This is a genomic window from Paenibacillus shunpengii (assembly GCF_042684905.1).
Lineage (GTDB): Bacteria > Bacillota > Bacilli > Paenibacillales > Paenibacillaceae > Paenibacillus > Paenibacillus shunpengii.
In genome coordinates this window covers 1,082,792-1,100,868 of the sequence record NZ_JBHUMJ010000002.1, presented here as the reverse complement: position 1 = coordinate 1,100,868, position 18,077 = coordinate 1,082,792, and the positions used below count along the sequence as shown (strand labels likewise).

At 44.9% G+C, this 18,077-nt stretch carries 16 protein-coding genes; 9 read left to right on the top strand and 7 right to left on the bottom strand.

The window, feature by feature from the left end:
• Positions 1 to 151: 151 nt before the first annotated feature.
• The 3 genes from ACFSVM_RS05205 (at position 152) to ACFSVM_RS05195 (ending at position 1,359) form a co-directional block, all read left to right on the top strand.
• Positions 152 to 475 (top strand): YtrH family sporulation protein, encoded by a 324-nt coding sequence (locus ACFSVM_RS05205; RefSeq protein ID WP_076311422.1) that lies wholly within the window; start codon positions 152 to 154, stop codon positions 473 to 475.
• Between the two features lie 19 nt (positions 476 to 494).
• Positions 495 to 977, top strand: coding sequence for a hypothetical protein (locus tag ACFSVM_RS05200; RefSeq protein WP_379260755.1), 483 nt, complete (start codon positions 495 to 497; stop codon positions 975 to 977).
• Between the two features lie 70 nt (positions 978 to 1,047).
• On the top strand, positions 1,048 to 1,359 hold the full coding sequence (locus ACFSVM_RS05195) for a YtpI family protein (RefSeq protein WP_076311424.1): 312 nt from the start codon (positions 1,048 to 1,050) through the stop codon (positions 1,357 to 1,359).
• Between the two features lie 31 nt (positions 1,360 to 1,390).
• On the opposite strand, the gene ACFSVM_RS05190 is transcribed toward ACFSVM_RS05195, so the two are convergent.
• The 3 genes from ACFSVM_RS05190 to ACFSVM_RS05180 form a co-directional block, all read right to left on the bottom strand.
• Positions 1,391 to 2,728 carry a DRTGG domain-containing protein gene (locus ACFSVM_RS05190; protein ID WP_076311425.1) on the bottom strand — a complete coding sequence of 446 codons (1,338 nt, stop codon included), beginning with the start codon at positions 2,726 to 2,728 and terminating at the stop codon, positions 1,391 to 1,393.
• Between the two features lie 257 nt (positions 2,729 to 2,985).
• Positions 2,986 to 3,309, bottom strand: a complete 324-nt coding sequence (locus ACFSVM_RS05185; protein WP_076311426.1) for a hypothetical protein — start codon at positions 3,307 to 3,309, stop codon at positions 2,986 to 2,988.
• Positions 3,310 to 3,409: 100 nt separating this feature from the next.
• The gene (locus ACFSVM_RS05180; RefSeq protein ID WP_076311427.1) at positions 3,410 to 3,757 is read right to left on the bottom strand and encodes a YlbF family regulator; all 348 of its coding nucleotides are present in this window, start codon (positions 3,755 to 3,757) and stop codon (positions 3,410 to 3,412) included.
• Between the two features lie 232 nt (positions 3,758 to 3,989).
• Here ACFSVM_RS05180 and ACFSVM_RS05175 point away from each other — a divergent pair, with 232 nt between their 5' ends.
• From ACFSVM_RS05175 to ACFSVM_RS05155, 5 genes are all read left to right on the top strand, one after another.
• Positions 3,990 to 5,357 carry a YheC/YheD family endospore coat-associated protein gene (locus tag ACFSVM_RS05175; protein WP_379260752.1) on the top strand — a complete coding sequence of 456 codons (1,368 nt, stop codon included), beginning with the start codon at positions 3,990 to 3,992 and terminating at the stop codon, positions 5,355 to 5,357.
• 25 nt (positions 5,358 to 5,382) lie between these two features.
• Complete coding sequence (locus ACFSVM_RS05170; protein ID WP_076311429.1) at positions 5,383 to 6,483, top strand: YheC/YheD family endospore coat-associated protein; 1,101 nt, start codon at positions 5,383 to 5,385, stop codon at positions 6,481 to 6,483.
• 116 nt (positions 6,484 to 6,599) lie between these two features.
• Complete coding sequence (locus ACFSVM_RS05165; protein ID WP_076311430.1) at positions 6,600 to 7,973, top strand: YheC/YheD family endospore coat-associated protein; 1,374 nt, start codon at positions 6,600 to 6,602, stop codon at positions 7,971 to 7,973.
• Entirely contained in the window at positions 7,865 to 9,079 is a 1,215-nt protein-coding gene (locus ACFSVM_RS05160) for a YheC/YheD family endospore coat-associated protein (RefSeq protein WP_379262880.1), read from the top strand. The genes ACFSVM_RS05165 and ACFSVM_RS05160 overlap by 109 nt, the downstream gene beginning before the upstream one ends.
• Before the next feature lie 38 nt (positions 9,080 to 9,117).
• Positions 9,118 to 10,218, top strand: a complete 1,101-nt coding sequence (locus ACFSVM_RS05155) for a YheC/YheD family endospore coat-associated protein (RefSeq protein ID WP_379260749.1) — start codon at positions 9,118 to 9,120, stop codon at positions 10,216 to 10,218.
• Between the two features lie 139 nt (positions 10,219 to 10,357).
• On the opposite strand, the gene ACFSVM_RS05150 is transcribed toward ACFSVM_RS05155, so the two are convergent.
• Complete coding sequence (locus ACFSVM_RS05150) at positions 10,358 to 11,008, bottom strand: HAD family hydrolase (RefSeq protein ID WP_177178663.1); 651 nt, start codon at positions 11,006 to 11,008, stop codon at positions 10,358 to 10,360.
• A 399-nt stretch (positions 11,009 to 11,407) separates the two neighbouring features.
• On the opposite strand from ACFSVM_RS05150, the gene ACFSVM_RS05145 reads away from it, so the two are divergent.
• Complete coding sequence (locus tag ACFSVM_RS05145; RefSeq protein WP_379262878.1) at positions 11,408 to 14,041, top strand: cation-translocating P-type ATPase; 2,634 nt, start codon at positions 11,408 to 11,410, stop codon at positions 14,039 to 14,041.
• 55 nt (positions 14,042 to 14,096) lie between these two features.
• Here the strand turns inward: ACFSVM_RS05145 and yfkAB are convergent, their stop codons facing one another.
• Genes yfkAB through ACFSVM_RS05130 form a run of 3 tightly spaced genes read right to left on the bottom strand, consistent with a single transcriptional unit; the run spans position 14,097 to position 17,915 of the window.
• Positions 14,097 to 15,242, bottom strand: coding sequence for a radical SAM/CxCxxxxC motif protein YfkAB (gene yfkAB, locus ACFSVM_RS05140; RefSeq protein ID WP_090723292.1), 1,146 nt, complete (start codon positions 15,240 to 15,242; stop codon positions 14,097 to 14,099).
• Between the two features lie 55 nt (positions 15,243 to 15,297).
• Positions 15,298 to 16,422: an HD-GYP domain-containing protein gene (locus tag ACFSVM_RS05135; protein ID WP_090723293.1), complete on the bottom strand. Its 1,125-nt coding sequence runs from the start codon at positions 16,420 to 16,422 to the stop codon at positions 15,298 to 15,300.
• A gap of 50 nt (positions 16,423 to 16,472) precedes the next feature.
• On the bottom strand, positions 16,473 to 17,915 hold the full coding sequence (locus tag ACFSVM_RS05130) for a bifunctional metallophosphatase/5'-nucleotidase (RefSeq protein ID WP_090723294.1): 1,443 nt from the start codon (positions 17,913 to 17,915) through the stop codon (positions 16,473 to 16,475).
• Between the last annotated feature and the right edge of the window lie 162 nt (positions 17,916 to 18,077).

The window sequence follows — 18,077 nt, the reverse complement described above, 5'->3', positions numbered from 1 at the left end:
ATTCATAAATTTACGTATTTTATCTTTACTATTTTATCATATCAGGCAAGGCTCCGCCCATAGAATAGAGTACAAGCCGGCCGACTCTGCATATCTCACTTAGAAGAACCGCTTGCTAAGAGTGCTATTTAAGAAAGGTGTGTAGTGAACAATGAGTTTCATGTCCAAAGTTCTTCTCGATTTCTTTATCGCCTTCGGCATCGTTCTAGGTGGATCCATGCTCGGCGGCATTGGAGCTGTAATTTCCATGCAGCCGCCTACACAAACCATGCTGGATGTTGCCGGCCGCATCAAAATATGGGCTCTGGCTGCAGCTGTAGGAGGGACGATTGACCCGATGCGGGTCATTGAAAGCAATATGCTGGATGGGAATCTGTCACCCGCCATTAAGCAGATCCTCTATCTTATATTCGCCTTTCTCGGAGCACATATGGGCACTGAGCTGGTTAAATGGGTGTGTACCATCCGGAATTAAGTAAGGAGGAAGTCAGCATATGCGTGTGCCCGAGTATCGCCGCTTCCGGCCCTTTATGCAGCTGTCTGGTGTATTTGTTCTCGGAATGATTGTAGGGAGTATCGTCTACAATGCGATTTTTCATGCCAGTTATAATAAATTGTGGCTTGAGAATAAAGATCTCAAAATTCAGGAAGAGCAATATATTGATGATATTAATTCTTTGAAGAAGTATAGTAAGAGGCAGACCGTGATCAAGGAAATCAATATTCGTGCTGAGGAGTCCGATAAGACCCCCGATTCTGTATATGTGAAGGAGATTATTCAGCTGCTTAGTGATGAGCTTGAGGTGCTCCGGGGAAGAGATATTTATAATATTGATGAATACAGTAAAATGACGCGCATTATGCTGAACAAGAAAACATATACCGTCCGAGGACATCCATACTCCGTCAAGATTACAACCATGCTCGTAATGGAAGGCGTTCTACAGGTATGGGTTGATATTTCACCTGCTCCATAAATGTTCTAAACATGTTACAATAAGTGATAATTCCATATTTATGTAACATAAAGGAGCTGTCCTTCTTTCTATGCTGGATGTCATTCGTTATTTACTGTTTGCCCTGTTCATCCTCTCTACCGTCTGTGCCGGCTTCACAAGTATTCGTGGACGCAGAGCCAGTGATGCTCTGAAGAGAGGCCTCTACCAGGCAATGACAAACATATGGATGGGAATCATGCTGATCGTGCTGGCCCTTATACAGATGTTTATGTTCAGCGGTTCTACGGTTGCCGTCATTGTTGAGGGATTGTTCCTCGTGCTGGGTGCCTTCAATCTGTTTGCAGGGATTCGAAATCGCATTCATTACACCCAGATAAAGAATGAAAAGTCTCCTTTATAAGGAGACTTTTCTGATGAATGAGATTAGAAATCTAAGACAGATCAATGGATTGCAGGGTCATAATCACTTTGCATATCAGCTGTCCATCTCGGACCAGGTCAATATCCAGCTTGCAATTGCGCCTGCTGAGCTCCATAACACTTGGAGATATCGTCACTTTATCTTCAATTTGAAGAGGACGCACAAAGTAGGTTGAGATATTCTCCAACATATGGTCATTCCCAGTAACCTCACGCGCAATTCGATGTCCGGCCTGCGTCATTAAATGAATGAGTACCCCTTCGGAAATAGTGCCTAAGTCTGTCGCCATCTGAGGAATGATCACACCATTGTACTTGATCTCTCCCTGCTCCCCTCTCTCTTCCACAAACCCATTCCATATCAAATGATCAAAGGTTTCTCCAAGCTGAGGCTGCTTCTGGGTGTCCCGCATTGCATTCAGAACTTCTGTACGCTTGACAGATGTAATCAGCTTACGGTTCCGGTCAACGATCGGTAAATAATCGATGCCTTCCCAGGCCATAATCTGTGCCGCCGATGCAAGTGAGGTCTTAAGCGTTGCCGTGACAGGCTTGCGCACAACGCTTTTGTCAATACTTTGATGTTCAGGGAGGTCTACGACATCCTTGCGGCTAATAATTCCAATGACCCGATTCCATTCATCAATTACTGGAAAACGCAGCTCTCCCGTTTCGAGCACCAGACGGCTGAAATCGGCGACTGTACTGTTCAATTTCAAATAGTAGGTTTTGGGCTTTCCACCAACAATATCCTCAACCAGCATAATCTTCTTCTTAATCAATCGGTCAAAGATCGCTCTGTTAATCATGGATGCCACCGTAAACGTGTCGTGCTTAGAAGAGATGATGGGTAAACTCAGCTTGTCCGCAAGGCCTACCACTTCAGGATCGGTACCGAAGCCTCCGGTAATAAGCACACCTGCACCTTGATTTAATGCAAGACTATGTGCATTATCTCTATTACCAACAATAAGCAGGCTGCCTGCATCGATGTACTTGGCCATGGCTTCTTCTTTCATAGCCCCAATGACGTATTTATACAAAGGTTTGCCAAGCCCTTCGTTACCGCCAAGGACATGTCCACCCACAATCTCAACGACATCCCCGAAAGTGAGCTGCTCAGAGGCACCACGCAGCCTTTTCTCCACACGTACTGTACCAATTCGTTCTTTGGTAACGACAAGTCCTACATTTTCTGCTTCTTTGACAGCACGATAAGCAGTCCCTTCACTGACTCCCATTTCTCTGGCAAGCCCTCGAACCGATATCTTGGAACCAATCTTTAACTGCTCTATGTATTGAAGGAGCTGCACATGCTTTGTTACTGTTTCTTCTTCAAATCCTTCCAAACTCGACACCCCTCGGACGAAAAAAACATTTTACAATTAGTTTAATCAAATATACTACATTAAAATCAATTCATATTACCCTTAGCTGCAGAAATTAAGAATATAGTTATTTCCGATTATAGCATTAATAAGGGGGACATCCACCTTAGAACTGTAAAAAGAGAATGGGCTCCCTCAATACTATGGAAGAGTATCAACAAATAAAAAGGCTGCCTCCATAACAGCACCAACACTGTAGGAGACAACCCTTTGCAGCATTACTGTGAATGCTCTTTGGCCTGCGCAGGCACAATTTTCACTTTGTTTCCCTGTTCCGCATTGTCAGTCCATTTAAGCTCCCACTGACGCAGCTTCGCTTTGCGGACACGTTCAAGCGACTGCTTCTTCTCTTCGTCCACGCCCAATATAAAATGCAGGTTTGCACCGATGACAAGCAGTGTAAAGAACAGCCAGGCTATGCTGAACCCTGCGCTCCAGCCTGTAAATGAAAGCTTCGGTAATGCAAAGACCAGCATGCCACCTGCAACGAGCATATACAGTGTGTGCTTCCACTTCGCAAACTTCATGCCCTTTTCTCTCATTTCATTCAGCTCCTCATTTCTTCCTTAGAATCTATATATCTATTCTATGAACGAAAAAATGAGATTATGTGAATCAATTTAGAGAAAGAGTCCACAATTATTATTTCAGCTCGCCGCCATATAGATGCTGCAGACTTTCCATAATGATTTTGTTGACATCTTCAATAATGACACTAAGACGTCGTTCCGCCTCAAACAGTCTGCGAATATTCAAGTTCAGACTTAGCACCTCAAAGGATTTTTCCATCGTCTCCATTTCTTCTTGAGAAGGCATGTCGCCTGTCATCATCCGCTGCTGGAGTTCATTCTGACGAACCCGAAACTCATCCAGCATACGCTGCGAATCCGGATCGGCGGCAACAAGCTTCATCGCTTGTGAGATTTCCTTCACTTCTTCGCTGTCTTTAAGTGCTCCTGCCAAATCATGTGCCTTGTCATAAATGTTCATTATTCATTTTCCTCTCTGTCGTTAAAGTTCTGTCGTTAAAGTGGCGCTGTACATTTTACATCCATCCCTCATGTTGTCGTACAACAACCCAAAATTAAATCAGATTTTGCAAAAAATGGTCAATCACCAAGGGATATATGTCCTCATATGATGAATCACATGCACTTTCTCATACTCAGCTTACATCCAAAAACGACTGACATCATGTTTGCCCCCTGGAAGGAGATCCACGATGTCCCAAAAAAAAGTAATGATCCACATCAGCGGATCAGGCATCCTGCAGGATGACGTCGTGATGATCGGTGAGAAATTTCTAAAGTATTGGAAAATTCCTGCCGGACGTCCGCTCCAGCTTGCATTCGGAAGCTTTAAGCAAGAAGTTACCATTATTTCCGTACCCAAGTTTGAAGGTATGCGAGTGAGTCCCATATTAGCCGAGCGATGCGGCCTCACTTCTCGTACGGTTCTGAAGATCCGTTATTTTGATAGCAGCCGGACGCTCCGTATCGGTCCCCTGATCAGTGTCCTGATCAGTCGCGATCATCCAGATAAGCTTGATCGGCCTTTCGGCTCCATCACGATGTTTTGCAGCGAACTGGTGAGGGCCTGTCAGAAACGGGGAGCATACGTGTACTTTATTACACCAAACCATGTCGATTCAGTTACCGGTCAAATCGAAGGCTGGGTGTATGACGAAGGATGGAAAAAAAGAGTGATGCCTATTGCCGATGTCGTCAATAATCGACTGACTTCACGCAAGCTTGAGAACAAACCTAGCGTACAGCATTTTGTAAAGGAAGTAAAATCGCGTTACGGAACAGTAACGTATAATGAGAAGTTTCTCGACAAGAATGAAGTCTTCGAGGCGTTGAAATCGGAGAGCAGTCTTAGAAGGTACTTACCGGAATCGCATTCCCTCAAGTCCTTTGCTGTGCTCAAAAATATGTGTCAAACGTATCCGGTTATATTTCTTAAGCCTGTTCGAGGCAGCCTGGGTAAAGGAATCATACGCATATCCAGACAGTCTGATGGAACATATATGACCCTTTCCACTCAGCTTGGCGGTGTTCAAAAGCAGGTATACTCCAGCCTGACCAAATTATTTGCAGGATTGTCTGGAAAGATGAAGACAACCAAATACCAGATTCAACAAGGACTGCATCTCATGGATATAGGCAAGAAACCGGTCGATTTCAGAGCATTGGTTCAGAAAAACCGTGCAGGTAACTGGAAGGTGACATCCATTGTCGCCCGCATTGCCGGCGGCAGCCATTTTGTATCCAACCTCGCCAGAGGAGGCTCCCTCAGCACAGTAAAAGAAGCCGTGAACAAGAGCTTATTATCGAGCGATGTCAAAAAAAATGCTTACGTCTCTTTGCATAAGGCTGCGCTTAGTATTGCGGAAGGAATCGAAGCGACCATTCCAGCGCATTTTGGAGAACTAGGAATCGATCTTGCGATGGATTACTCGGGAAAGGTCTGGCTTATTGAGGTCAATTCAAAGCCTTCCAAGAATGACAATACACCGCTTACTGACAATAAGATCCGGCCATCCGTCATTACAATGCTTGATTATTCCGCTTACCTTGCCGGATTCTAATAACTAGAAAGGAGGAATCAAACTCATGAAAAAACCGCTTGGTACGCTCGGTGTGCTCGTGAATGAACGGAAGGGAACACCTCCATTTGCCGATGAATATTTCTGCAGGCGGCTCTGTCAAGAAGGAGTAAATTTTGGAATGAATGTCGTTGTGCTGACCCCCAGAAGCTCCGAGCCAGACGGTAATTATCTCGGTTATCAATATATAAAGGGGAACTGGACCCTGCTTCCAGTAGAACAGCCCGATCTGATCTATGATCGATGCCTGTCTCCTGTACCCGGTATATTCAGACGAAGACTAAACAAGGCTTCGAAATCCGCTTCACACAAGGTCAGATATTTATCCCGTGGACTACCGGGTAAATGGCATGTCTATAACTCCCTTCGCCTTAACGCTCTGCTAAAAGATCATCTGCCCGATACTGCCGTCTACACGAATGTAGAACAGCTAAAACAATGGCTGATACGGTATCCTCAAGGTGTATTCTTGAAGCCGCAGGCAGGAACACACGGCAAAAGAACAGTTCTCGTTCGCAGGCAGCCTGAGAATGGCAAGCTCATAATTCAAGGACGCAACAGCTCCAACCATATGTTCAATAAGCGTTTCACCAATCATGAGCTTGGACTCAGCCAGCTCCATCGCATCCTTTCCACTCGAACATTTATCATTCAGCCATTTCTCTCACTCATGAATCAGGAGGAAAAACCGTTTGATCTGCGTGTTCTCGTTCAGAAGAATGGTAGGGGGAAATGGAGCTTAAGCGGTCAAGCAATTCGTGAAGGCGGTCATGGCAGTCTTACTTCTAATCTCCACGGAGGCGGAACAGCCTTGGACTGCCGCTCCTTTCTGGAAACGGAATACGGCAAGGATCAAGCTGAATTCATTATTAACAAAGCGGCTGAACTCTCCGCTGTCATTCCCGTGGTACTAGAAGGAAGGTTTGGTCGTCTTAGCGAGCTTGGTATCGATTATGGAATCGACCGAGATGGGAAGCTGTGGATTATTGAAGTCAATTCCAAGCCGGGTCGATCTTCCTTTCTACTTGCAGGTGATATGGAAAGCACGAGTCTTGCATACAACCGGCCTCTTGAATATGCCCGTTATTTACTGCTTCGTACCCAATAACAACAAGTAAAACGAATAAGCACACTAAAATAGCCGAATACATCCAGCACAGCTGGCCTGAGACGAGTTAGCTGCGCTTAAGATCAGCAGCGTTTCGGGATAGGAGGATAAAATCAATGAGTCTGACTTTGTGTAATGTGCACTTTACAAAAAGGCCGGAGAAGGTCATCTATGTATCCAATGCATTAATAAATAACTTCCAGCTATCCGGTAAGAAAACAATTCATGTCCGACTTGGCAAGCAGCGTATCCCTGTACATCTCAAACCACTGAAGAAATCCGGAAAACACATCTATCTATCAAGCAGCGTCCGCAACGCTATTCAAATTCCGAATTCAGGCAATATTCTTATCAAAGGTGTCGAGGGGGATGAAGTTCAGCTTGGTCCGCTGATCGGCATTCTGTCTGACGGACCGAATTCGGCATCACAACCGTTCGGCTCACGAACAGGGTTTATAAAACAATTGCTTACACATGGTAATCAAAATTCTTATACATTCGGATTTACACCGAAAGATATCGATTGGGGAAATGAACGAATCTATGGTTATTTCCTGAATAGCAGCGGTGGATTCTCCAGAAGATACGTACCGCTTCCTGACGTCGTGTATAACAGACTGCCTAGCAGGAGATCCGACTTCTCCCAATCGACCAATCAGCTTCGCGATCGTTTTGAACGGAAGAACATTCCTTTCTTCAACTGGAGCTTCTTTAACAAATCCGATATCTATCGATTGCTGGAGGATGATCAGACGGTCAACATCTATGTACCAGAGTCGCATATGAATCCAAGCATGGAAATGATCAAGGAAATGCTGGACCGACATCAATTTGTATATTATAAGCCTTCGGCAGGAAGTCTCGGTCAAGGTATTTTTCGTCTGACCTACTTGCCTAAGAGAGGTTATTACGCCAGGTTCAGAAAGCCAGGCGGCAATGTTCTTCTCCGATTTACTTCGTTCAAGAAGCTTGCAACTATGCTTCAGGCCAGACTCGGGTCCAGAACGAAGGATTATGTTGTTCAGCAAGGGATTCGGTTGATTGAAATCGATGGCTGCCCCATAGATTTTCGTTTTCACATGCATAAGAACGGAAATAACGAGTGGGTTGTTGTCGGAATTGGTGCCAAAAAAGCCGGCAAGGGCTCCATTACCACTCATATTAAGAACGGCGGCTCCCTAATGACACCAGAACACGCTCTTAGCAAAACCTTTGGTGACCGAGCACAAGAAATCCTGCAAAAATCTAAAAACACAGCGATTAAATTAGCTGAGGCTATCGAGTTTCATCATAAACATCTTCTCGGTGAAATCGGTTTTGATCTCGGTATTGATCAGGAGGCACAAGTATGGATGTTCGAAGCGAACGCCAAACCGGGCAGATCCATTTTTCGTCACCCTTCCCTCCGCACAGAAGGGAAAGCTTCGGTGGAGCATATCCTGGCGCACTGCATGTATCTGAGCAAATTCCGGAAGAAGGAAAGTTCTTAATTGGAGGCAAAAAAAACGTAAAGCCAACGATCGCCATATTAACTGTCTATGATAGAAAGAGAAAATTCCGAGGGAATCACAAAAATTTTAAAGATATTATTAAAACTGGCGAACAATTAGGCTGTCAGGTCTACGTCGTTACGGTTCGCGATCTGAAACTGTCTGCCGACTTCATTAAAGGATACAAATACAGTACAGAGCGGAAGCAATGGCTCCAAGGCAGATACCCCCCGCCCAACATTGTTTACAATCGGATTCCTCTTCGCGAAGATGAAAGCCGGCCGCTAGTGCAAAAAAAAATTAAGGAATGTATCGCTCATCCCAAGATCAAGCTGTATAATCCTTACTTTTTCAACAAATGGGAATTGTTTGAATGGCTGAGTAAAGCGAAGTCAACGAAATCATATATCCCCCATACTCAAAAGCTCAAATCGTCCTCTGTAATTAGCAGCATTCTTAAAACATACCCATCTGTGTATCTTAAGCCAGAAAGCGGAAAGGCCGGTAAAGGGATAATGACTCTTCAATATTGTGAAGAAGATAAGCTTCCCTATAAGCTCAAGATTCAGGATCATTCCAAGAGCACAACCTATAAATCCACTAATCTAGAGTCGTTATGGAAGAGAATTAAACGAAACATAAAACAAAACGAATATATTATCCAACAGGGCATTGAACTGGCCGCTTTTGGAGGGCGTCCCTTTGATCTTCGGGTTCTCGTGCAAAAAAATGCAAATGGTCAGTGGCGCATGACCGGTGTAGGAGCTCGCCTTGCCGGCCGCAGAAGCATCACGACTCACGTGCCGCGCGGTGGTACGATTGAAGATCCAATCCTGCTTCTCAGCAGCGTATTTGACACACAGCTGGCCAGCAACATTCTCAACGATGTAAAAAGCACCGCCTTGGAAATAGCCAGACAAATTGAGAAATCATCGGGTCACGCCTTGGGTGAAATGTCGATGGATCTTGGCATTGACCAGGACGGGGGCATATGGTTCTTTGAAGCCAATTCCAAGCCAATGAAATTCGATGAACCTGCCATACGCAAAAGATCGCTTGAACGGTTAATCCAATACTGTACGCACCTAGCAAAGCAAAATGGATAAAACATCCAAATTTTACTATCAAAGAAGGTGATCATTCTATGCCGTCACCTGTCTTAGGCATACTGACACTGTACCTCAACGACAAAAAGCAACTTGAAGAAAAGAAAATATACGAACGAATGATTTCGGAAGGCGAACGGCTCGGGCTTGATATATATGTATTCACTCCATCCGATGTCCATCCCTCTAAAGAAATGATTCATGCCCTGATTTATGAGACAGAGCATAAACGATGGGCTCGACAATGGAGAAAGTTCCCTGACATGATATTTGATCGGTGCAGAATCCAGCGAAGTGCCCGTTTCCAAGAGCTTAAACTGTTCAGGCAAAAGTATGCTCATCTCCTCTTCTTGAACCGGCCCTTGCGCAATAAGTGGACTATACATCAGGTTCTGCACAAGAAGCAGCGATTCAGACCCTACCTGCTGGACACCAAATTGTACAGCAGTGATGCTGAACTGAAGAGCATGCTCAAGAAACACAGCCTGCTATATATTAAACCGATTAACGGAACTGGGGGCCGGGGCATTCTCAGAATAGAACGATTAAACAAAGACGGCCTCCTGCTCGTTCAAGGCAGAAATCATCAACGACAGATTCTGGAGCCAAGACAGATGCACTATTCGCTGCTGCCTAAGCTGCTGAAGAATTGGGAAGTCAAGAGCCGCTATATTATCCAGGAAGGGGTTCAGCTCCAGCTGTCCAGTGGTCGGGTGCATGATTACAGGATGCTGGTTCAGAAAAATCAAGACGGGATATGGGAATTCACTGGCTGCGCTGGTCGGATCGGAGGCCATAAGAGCGTCACTTCCAATCTTCATGGCGGGGGAACAGCGATAGAAATGAACGAACTCTTATCGCAGTGGATTACCGATTCGGATAAGAGAGTAGAGGTTCGTGCCGCTGTCGAGAACTTTGGAGTCGATGTTGCAAAATATTTAGAAGCCACTTATGGTGCATTATGTGAGCTGGCACTCGATATTGCTATCGACAAAAACGGCGATATATATCTGATTGAGGTAAATCCGAAGCCGGCCAGGGAAGTATTTTCACAAATCGGCCAGACTGAGGTTTATAAGCAAGCGATTGTGAAACCGCTGGAGTACTCTCTATGGCTGTATAAGCAGAGGAGCTCATAATTGACCCAGGCTTCACCTTTTATTACATGAGACAACAAACCGCATATACGTCATTCCCTTTGAAAGATTGAAAGCAATTGACAACTTACAAAGGGAATTTCAATGCGGTTTACTCATTTCTGTAAGCAGCTGGCTCTTATTATTCAGCTTGTTTATACAAGGTCAATAATTCTGTAAAATCATTCAGAAGCGCACTTGATCCCTTCAATTCATCCTCACGTCCAAACCCCGCATAAGCACAGCCAATCACAGTCTGTCCATTCTCCACGCCTGCTTCCACATCAGAGGATCGGTCTCCTACCATCCATGCCGAACGAATATTGTGTTTATCTAACAATAGCTTGACCAGATCAACCTTAGATGCTGTTGCATACTCTCCCGCACTATACAGATCATCAAATAGATGTGCAATACCATAAGCTTTGGCGACACCCTTTACATAATGCTCCAGCCCGTTGCTTGCAACATACAGCTTCACACCGTAGTCATGCAGAGCCTTGAGCGTATCAACAACCCCAGGATAGAGCACCCCTATCCCCTGTTCTAATCCCTCCAGCTCCAGCTGCAGCAATAGTTCATCGGCACGCAGCTTCGCTGCCTCAGTTGAATTAGGTATTACCCGCTTCCATATATCAGGCAGCAGCATGCCCAGACTGCCGAGAATAAGCTCTTCGGGTGGTGTCGCTCCTTCGTGATGTCCTTCTTCTCTTAAAATATCAAACATTTTATGGTACACAGGAACAAGCAGTGATTCCGTTTGAAACAGTGTTCCGTCCATATCAAAAATCATTGCCTCCGGTTTATTCAGTATGATCCTTTTTTCCACAAGTCCGCATCCCCTATTCTATTTAATATAAGTTTGCTATTAACGAATGGTATAGTCGTTAGTCCACCTGTCTATGATAAGCATTCCTTCTCCCACATGTAAACCTTTCAAATGTAAATTTTCGGTCTTGCTCCCGTTTATTCTGTGTTCCGGACCATCGTACTATACTTTTTTGTGATCTTTCATCTTGAGGAAAAAAGGGTATATATATTGGCGAAGGATAAGGAAAGGAGAAAAGGGAGAAATTATACTGTCAAGCTCTCTTATCGTTCTAGGTTCCACATACATATGCGGGCTGTAGGAGCAGAGCAAATACTTAAATAGGAGAATGGAAAGGAGTCTTAACGCTTGAAATACTACCAAATAGATAAAGAGGAAGTTCTGCGTGAAGTAAACAGCAGCCTAGAGGGCCTCTCGAAGGAAGAAGCTCAGAAGCGAATTGAAACAACAGGATACAACGAACTGAAAGCAAAGGATCGAGATCCTATTTGGAAGCTGTTTCTTGAAAACTTCAAAGATCCTATGGTGATCGTCCTGCTGATTGCAGCGATTGTACAGCTGATTCTTGGACAATTCATTGAATCACTCATTATATTCCTAGTACTAATTCTTAATGCCATCGTCAGTGTCGTTCAGACTCGAAAGGCTGAGAGCTCTCTTGATGCGCTTCGTAATTTATCTGCTCCAGAGGCTAAGGTCATTCGTGCAGGAGCACGAGTGACCATTCCGGCAAGGGAGCTTGTACCAGGCGATATCGTCATACTGGAAGCAGGTGACTACGTGCCTGCAGATGGACGTATTATCGAATCCGGCAGCCTTAAAGTTAATGAGGGCATGTTGACAGGCGAATCAGAAGCCGTGGAGAAGCATACAGAACCGATCGAAGGAGATGCAGCTCTCGGGGATCGGCGTAATATGGTATTCAGCGGTGCACTGACCGTGTATGGACGGGGAACGGTTGTCGTAACCGCAACTGCTGGTAATACAGAGATTGGTAAGATCGCCGGACTCATTGAAACGGCGGAGATGAAGCAAACACCACTTCAGCGCAAGCTTGATAAATTCAGTAAAAAGCTGGGTGTGTTTATTCTCATCCTCTCGATCATTATATTCGGTGTAGAGGCTGGGCGAATCTGGCTGTCGGATGATACAGGAGATGTTACGAGCTCTATCCTGAACGCGCTAATGTTTGCTGTTGCCGTAGCGGTTGCTGCGATTCCCGAAGCCCTCTCTTCTATTGTGACGATCGTACTCTCTGTGGGAACCAACAAAATGGCAAAGCAGCACGCCATTATCCGCAAATTGCCGGCGGTAGAATCTCTGGGCTCTGCGAGTGTCATATGTACAGATAAGACAGGTACACTAACACAGAATCGAATGACCGTTGTTGATTACTTCCTGCCCGAAGGAGCTAAGGAAGAATTTCCTGATAACCCGCAGGAATGGAACGATGCAGAACGCCGGCTTCTTCATATTGCGGTATTGTGCAACGATTCTCATATTAATGAGGAAGGTAAGGAGCTTGGTGATCCGACCGAGATTGCACTCATTGCGTTCAGTAACAGCAAGAACAAGCATTATCGTGAAATTCGCGATCAATTTCCAAGAGAAGCAGAGATTCCTTTCGATTCCGATCGAAAGCTGATGTCTACCATCCATACCTTTTCTGGTCAAAAAGCAATATTAACTAAAGGCGGTCCTGATGTGTTATTCAGCCGTTGTAAGCATGTATTTATGAAGGGAGAGCAGGTACCACTCACAGACGAGCTGCTCGCTCAGTTCAAGGAAGCGAATGAGAATTTCTCTGAAAGAGCACTTCGAGTGTTAGCTTATGCTTATAAAACAATACCGAGTGATAAAAGTGAGCTTGGTGTCGAGGATGAGAATGATCTTACCCTGGTTGGTCTGACCGCCATGATCGACCCACCGCGTGAGGAAGTGTATGATTCAATTATTGAATCGAAGAAGGCCGGCATACGCACGGTGATGATCACAGGCGACCACAAGACGACTGCTCAGGCCATTGGGCGTGATATTGGTCTGATGGATGACCATGATATTGCCGTAACAGGACAAGAGCTGGACGCGATGTCTGAGGAAGAGCTGGATCAGAAGCTTGAGAATATATCGGTCTATGCCCGCGTATCGCCTGAGAACAAGATAAGAATTGTACGTGCTTGGCAGAAAAAAGGAAATATCGCTGCTATGACTGGGGACGGCGTTAACGATGCCCCCGCCCTGAAGCAAGCCGATATCGGGGTTGCCATGGGAAGCGGAACGGATGTAGCCAAGGATTCCGCGGCGATGATTCTAACGGACGACAACTTCGTGTCGATTGTTAAGGCCGTCGGTGTCGGCAGAACCGTGTTTGATAATATTAAAAAAGCGATCGCCTATTTATTTGCAGGAAATCTGGGGGCAATCATTGCCATCCTGTTTGCGCTCATCGTTGACTGGATCAATCCTTTTACAGCAATACAGCTTCTATTCATTAACCTGGCCAATGACTCACTTCCTGCCATTGCGCTTGGTATGGAAAAGCCGGAGCCAAACGTGATGTCTCGTAAGCCGAGAGACATTAATGAAGGGATTTTTGCTGGAGGAACACTTAGCGCGGTACTCACACGCGGAATTCTCATCGGGATCGCCGTTATCACATCACAGTATATTGGTCTATCCCATTCACCAGAAATGAGCGTTGCAATGGCCTTTACAACCTTAATCCTGGCCCGCACCCTGCAAACGTTCGCTGCACGCTCAACACAGCAGACGATTTTTCAAGTCGGGCTGTTCTCGAACAAATATGTCCTTGGTGCTGTAGCTGTATGCTTCGTGCTGTACGCTGTCACCTTGATTCCAGGGGTGCGAGGGATCTTCTCTATTCCAGAATCATTTGGCTGGAATGAGTTCTTTATCGCCGCTGGCTTAGCGCTGGCCGCTGTTATTCTGATGGAGATTATTAAAATGATCCGCAATGCAACAGCACAGCGCAAATAACAAATAAAGGGCTGCCTCACCTCATGGGTGTGGCAGCCCTTTTTATACAAACTATCTATCCGATGATATTAGGAAAAGCCTTACGTGTCTTAAAATCAATATCTTTGTAATACATATCTCGTACGAGCAGATTCGGCCCACAGCAGCTTGCTGCATCGCAGAAGCAATTAACGGTCTGATTCAAAGGATGATTCGAGGTCCATTCCGCAAAAATATCATCCAGTCGCTCATTCTTGATATTTCCGAATTCCGGAATATCCGCAAAATCGGTTACATATACGTTGCCGGTAAACATGTTCACATTCACCCGATTGCGGCCATCCGGGTCATTTCTTATCGTTACATTCGGCTCTTTGTATAGACGGGAAATGAGCTTACGATCCTCATCTCCCCCATTGCAAGCATAGAACGGCAGTGTTCCGAAGAGCATCCACATCTCCTGATCTCTCACGTCCAGCAGTCCATGGATCGCATTACGCATATCATCCAGTGACAAGACAGGCAGTGCCGCAGCAAAGTTTGAAGCATACATGGGATGAACTTCATGCCTTCTTGCTCCCATCTGGCCTATGAGCTTGTGAATCTCTCCAAGCTTCTGATGTGTGCGATAATTAATCATTGATTCTGCGGAAATAAACATTCCCTGCTCGCTTAGCTTCAAGGAGTTTTCCATCATGCGATCATACATTTTGGCTGCCGTATTATAACTGACCGGTCGATTACTGTTGGCAAATCCTACCTCATGAAAATCAGAGGCATTCAAATAATTAAATGAAATATGCATAACATCCAGGTAAGGCAGCAGCTTCTCATATCGGCTAATATCCATCGTCAAATTCGAGTTGATCTGTGAGCGGATACCACGCGCTTTGGCATACTTGAGCAGAGGAAGAATCATTTCATCCACCGTTTTCTCCAAGAAGCTCGGTTCCCCGCCCGTCAGGCTAATCGTTTCCAGGTGCTCCACCTGATCCAATGCCTCAATCATTTGAGATACAGGAATGGAGGGAGCTTCCTTCATAACCAGCATCTCACCGACAGCACAATGCTCGCAGCGCATGTTGCATAGATGAGTGACGGTCATTTCAACGCTGGTGAGCACATGCTTGCCATATTTTCTTAACGACATGATCGGATCCCAGGGATCATATGCCGGAGAAAGCGCACGAATATTCTTCATTTCATGATTCATTAAAGTCATTTATTTCACCTTATTTCCTAAATTGAACTATGCTGTCCTACTAAACTACACTACATTATGTAAACTGCGGCTGTTCAGCGATGGATAATACCGAGGAAGACTCCCCCATCACTCCTGTAATCATCACCGATAAACGATGAAACAAATCCAGTTCATAGGGAGCTGTTAATGTGTTGCCTTCCTGATCCATAATGATTCGAACTACCGGTCTCTGCGGAGCTTCCGGATGCAATCGTACAATGACAGCCGTCTCTCCTGTAGATAACTGAACAGTCAAACCTACGGGATATATCGCAGCATAGTCCCGAAACAATTCTAACATTTTTTGATCATACTGCGTACCCGATCCTGCAAAAAGCATTTCAACTGCTTGATGAGGCAGCAGAGCATTCTGATAGATTCGGTTAGTCGTCATTGCATCATAAGAATCAGTTAATGCGATCAGTTTACCATAATCGTGAATATCGGGCCCGGACAAGCCCTGTGGGTATCCCCTTCCATCCATTCGTTCATGATGCTGTAAAGCACAGTGGGCAGATATAAGCGGGATTCCAGGCTCATCCTTGAGCAGCTTAAATCCGTAAACGGTATGATTCTTTACAATATCATATTCTTCTTTGGTGAGTTTACCCGGCTTCTGCAGAATATGCGCAGGAATCTGGGTTTTCCCAATATCGTGAAGCAAAGCACCGAGCCCTAACTCCATCAATTTCTTGTTATCATAACGAAGCGCCTTGCCTAACACTAAGGAATAGATACATACATTCAAAGAATGCTCGTATAAAGCATGGTCCATGGACTGCATTCCAGTGAGCATAATCATTACATCTTGACGAGAGCTGATATCTTCAAGTATCTTCTCCATGAGTCCTACGAATACTTTGCCGAGATGAGGATAATAGCCCCGCATCGACCCACTGGAAGACAGCTTAGAAAATTGTGTTTTGATCTCTTTCATGGCCTGTATACGGGTTTCTTCACGTAATAATTCCGGAAATTCAATATCGTCCGTATTCGGATCATGAATATACACATAGCTTAAACCTAATTGACCTAAACGAGTAATCAGATTGGCGGTCAATTCAACCTGTTCGCCTAGCAAAATAATTCCTTCGTCATTATATATTCTTTTGCCCAGCCTCATACCCGGCTGCAGCATATGAATGGGTATCAAACGCAAAATTGATCTCTCCTGCCTAAATCAGATGCTATTAGCGCATTTCATTTTTCTTAGTCAAGAATCCATCTCTGTCTCAGACATTCATCAAGCGAATTCGGTCTTTTGAGCTCCATAGCAATCAAATCACGAATAAACTCTGGTAAACGATACGCTGTCTCTGAACCGAGCGATAGGCTCTGATATCCCACATTGAACGTAAACATATCCAGTGTCCCCACTCGATATAACTGCTCATCATGCAGAGGAACTTCTCCTATATTCAGCTTGGTAATTCGTTCATATGGAGGTCTAGTCGGATCGTAGTGTATCTCAGCACCATCAATGCACAGGACTCCCAGCTGATAACCTCTAAATCCAAAGCCTTTAAATACGAGGTCCCTGTACTCTGGGATTAAGCTCTCCTCCATAGCTGTACGAAGGTCAGCGCCTTTTAACAGAATGGTGCATGCATTAATCGGAGAAGGGCATAAAGCATGCAGCATCCCCTCCGTTATATTCCCTTCCTCCAAATCACCAAGCAGCTGACCTGCATTAACAACCGCCAGATCTGTACCCGTAAATTGCCGGACTGCCTGAGCTAACAAATTACCAAATGACGATTCTCTGTCCCAATGAATGGCGAGTGTACGGTCCGTCACAGCAATGGTTCTACCTAATTTATTTTCGGCCTGTTCCCGATGTGTAATAATAGCAGCCGCCACATTTTCATGCAGAAGATTGTCATCCACAGGCAGGCATTCACCTGAAACCAGCTTAAAATGTTCTTCCTCACTGGATCGTTCAACGGTTATTTTTCCGAGGTATTGACCATATTTACCTGCACCGCATATGATCGTCTGGTTTATTTCCAGCGGCTCCTCCAATACGTGATGCGTATGGCCTCCCAATATCATATCAATTCCATCGATCTGTTCAGCGATTCTCTGATCGGTTGTAAGTCCCAAATGTGATAACAGAATAACAATATCAGCCTGTTCTCTTATTTTTGTTACCTGAGTCTTTAACGTTTCGACTGGATTAAGCACCTTCATACCAAGCAGTTCATAAAACGCGCTAAACGGTGCGGTAGAACCCAATATACCTATTCTTATGTCGCCCTTTGTCAGAATAGTCGATGGCTCCATCCAAACCGGAGGCTGTCCTGAACGTTCATCAATCAGATTGCCACAAACAACCTTGCATAATAGCCCTGCATAGGCCTGATCTAGAATATCCGGTGTAAATGTTAATCCCTCATTATTACCAATCGTAATTGCATCATAGCCCGTTAAGTTTAGGACATCTACATTGGCCCCGCCCATGGATCCTTCGGTCTCGACTGCCATCCGGTCCATGTGATCTCCAATATCCAACACCAGAATTTCTTCTCCGGGTCCAGCCTGCTCCTTCTCCCTTTGGATCATTGCAGCGATGGAACCCATTTTATTAAAATGGCTGTGAATATCATTCGTATGAAGAATGGTCAGGGTTTGTTTAGACTTATGGTTCGTCATCTCTGTATTCCTCCTCCGGATACTTAATAGCCATAGATTGATGCGCTAAAGTCTCGTCATTTTGCTTAATCTGGTCCATAAGATCTACCTAAAAGATAAGAATAACATTTTCAGAAAGGATATGATATATTAAAAGGGTTTATCAATACATCGTTCGAGGTG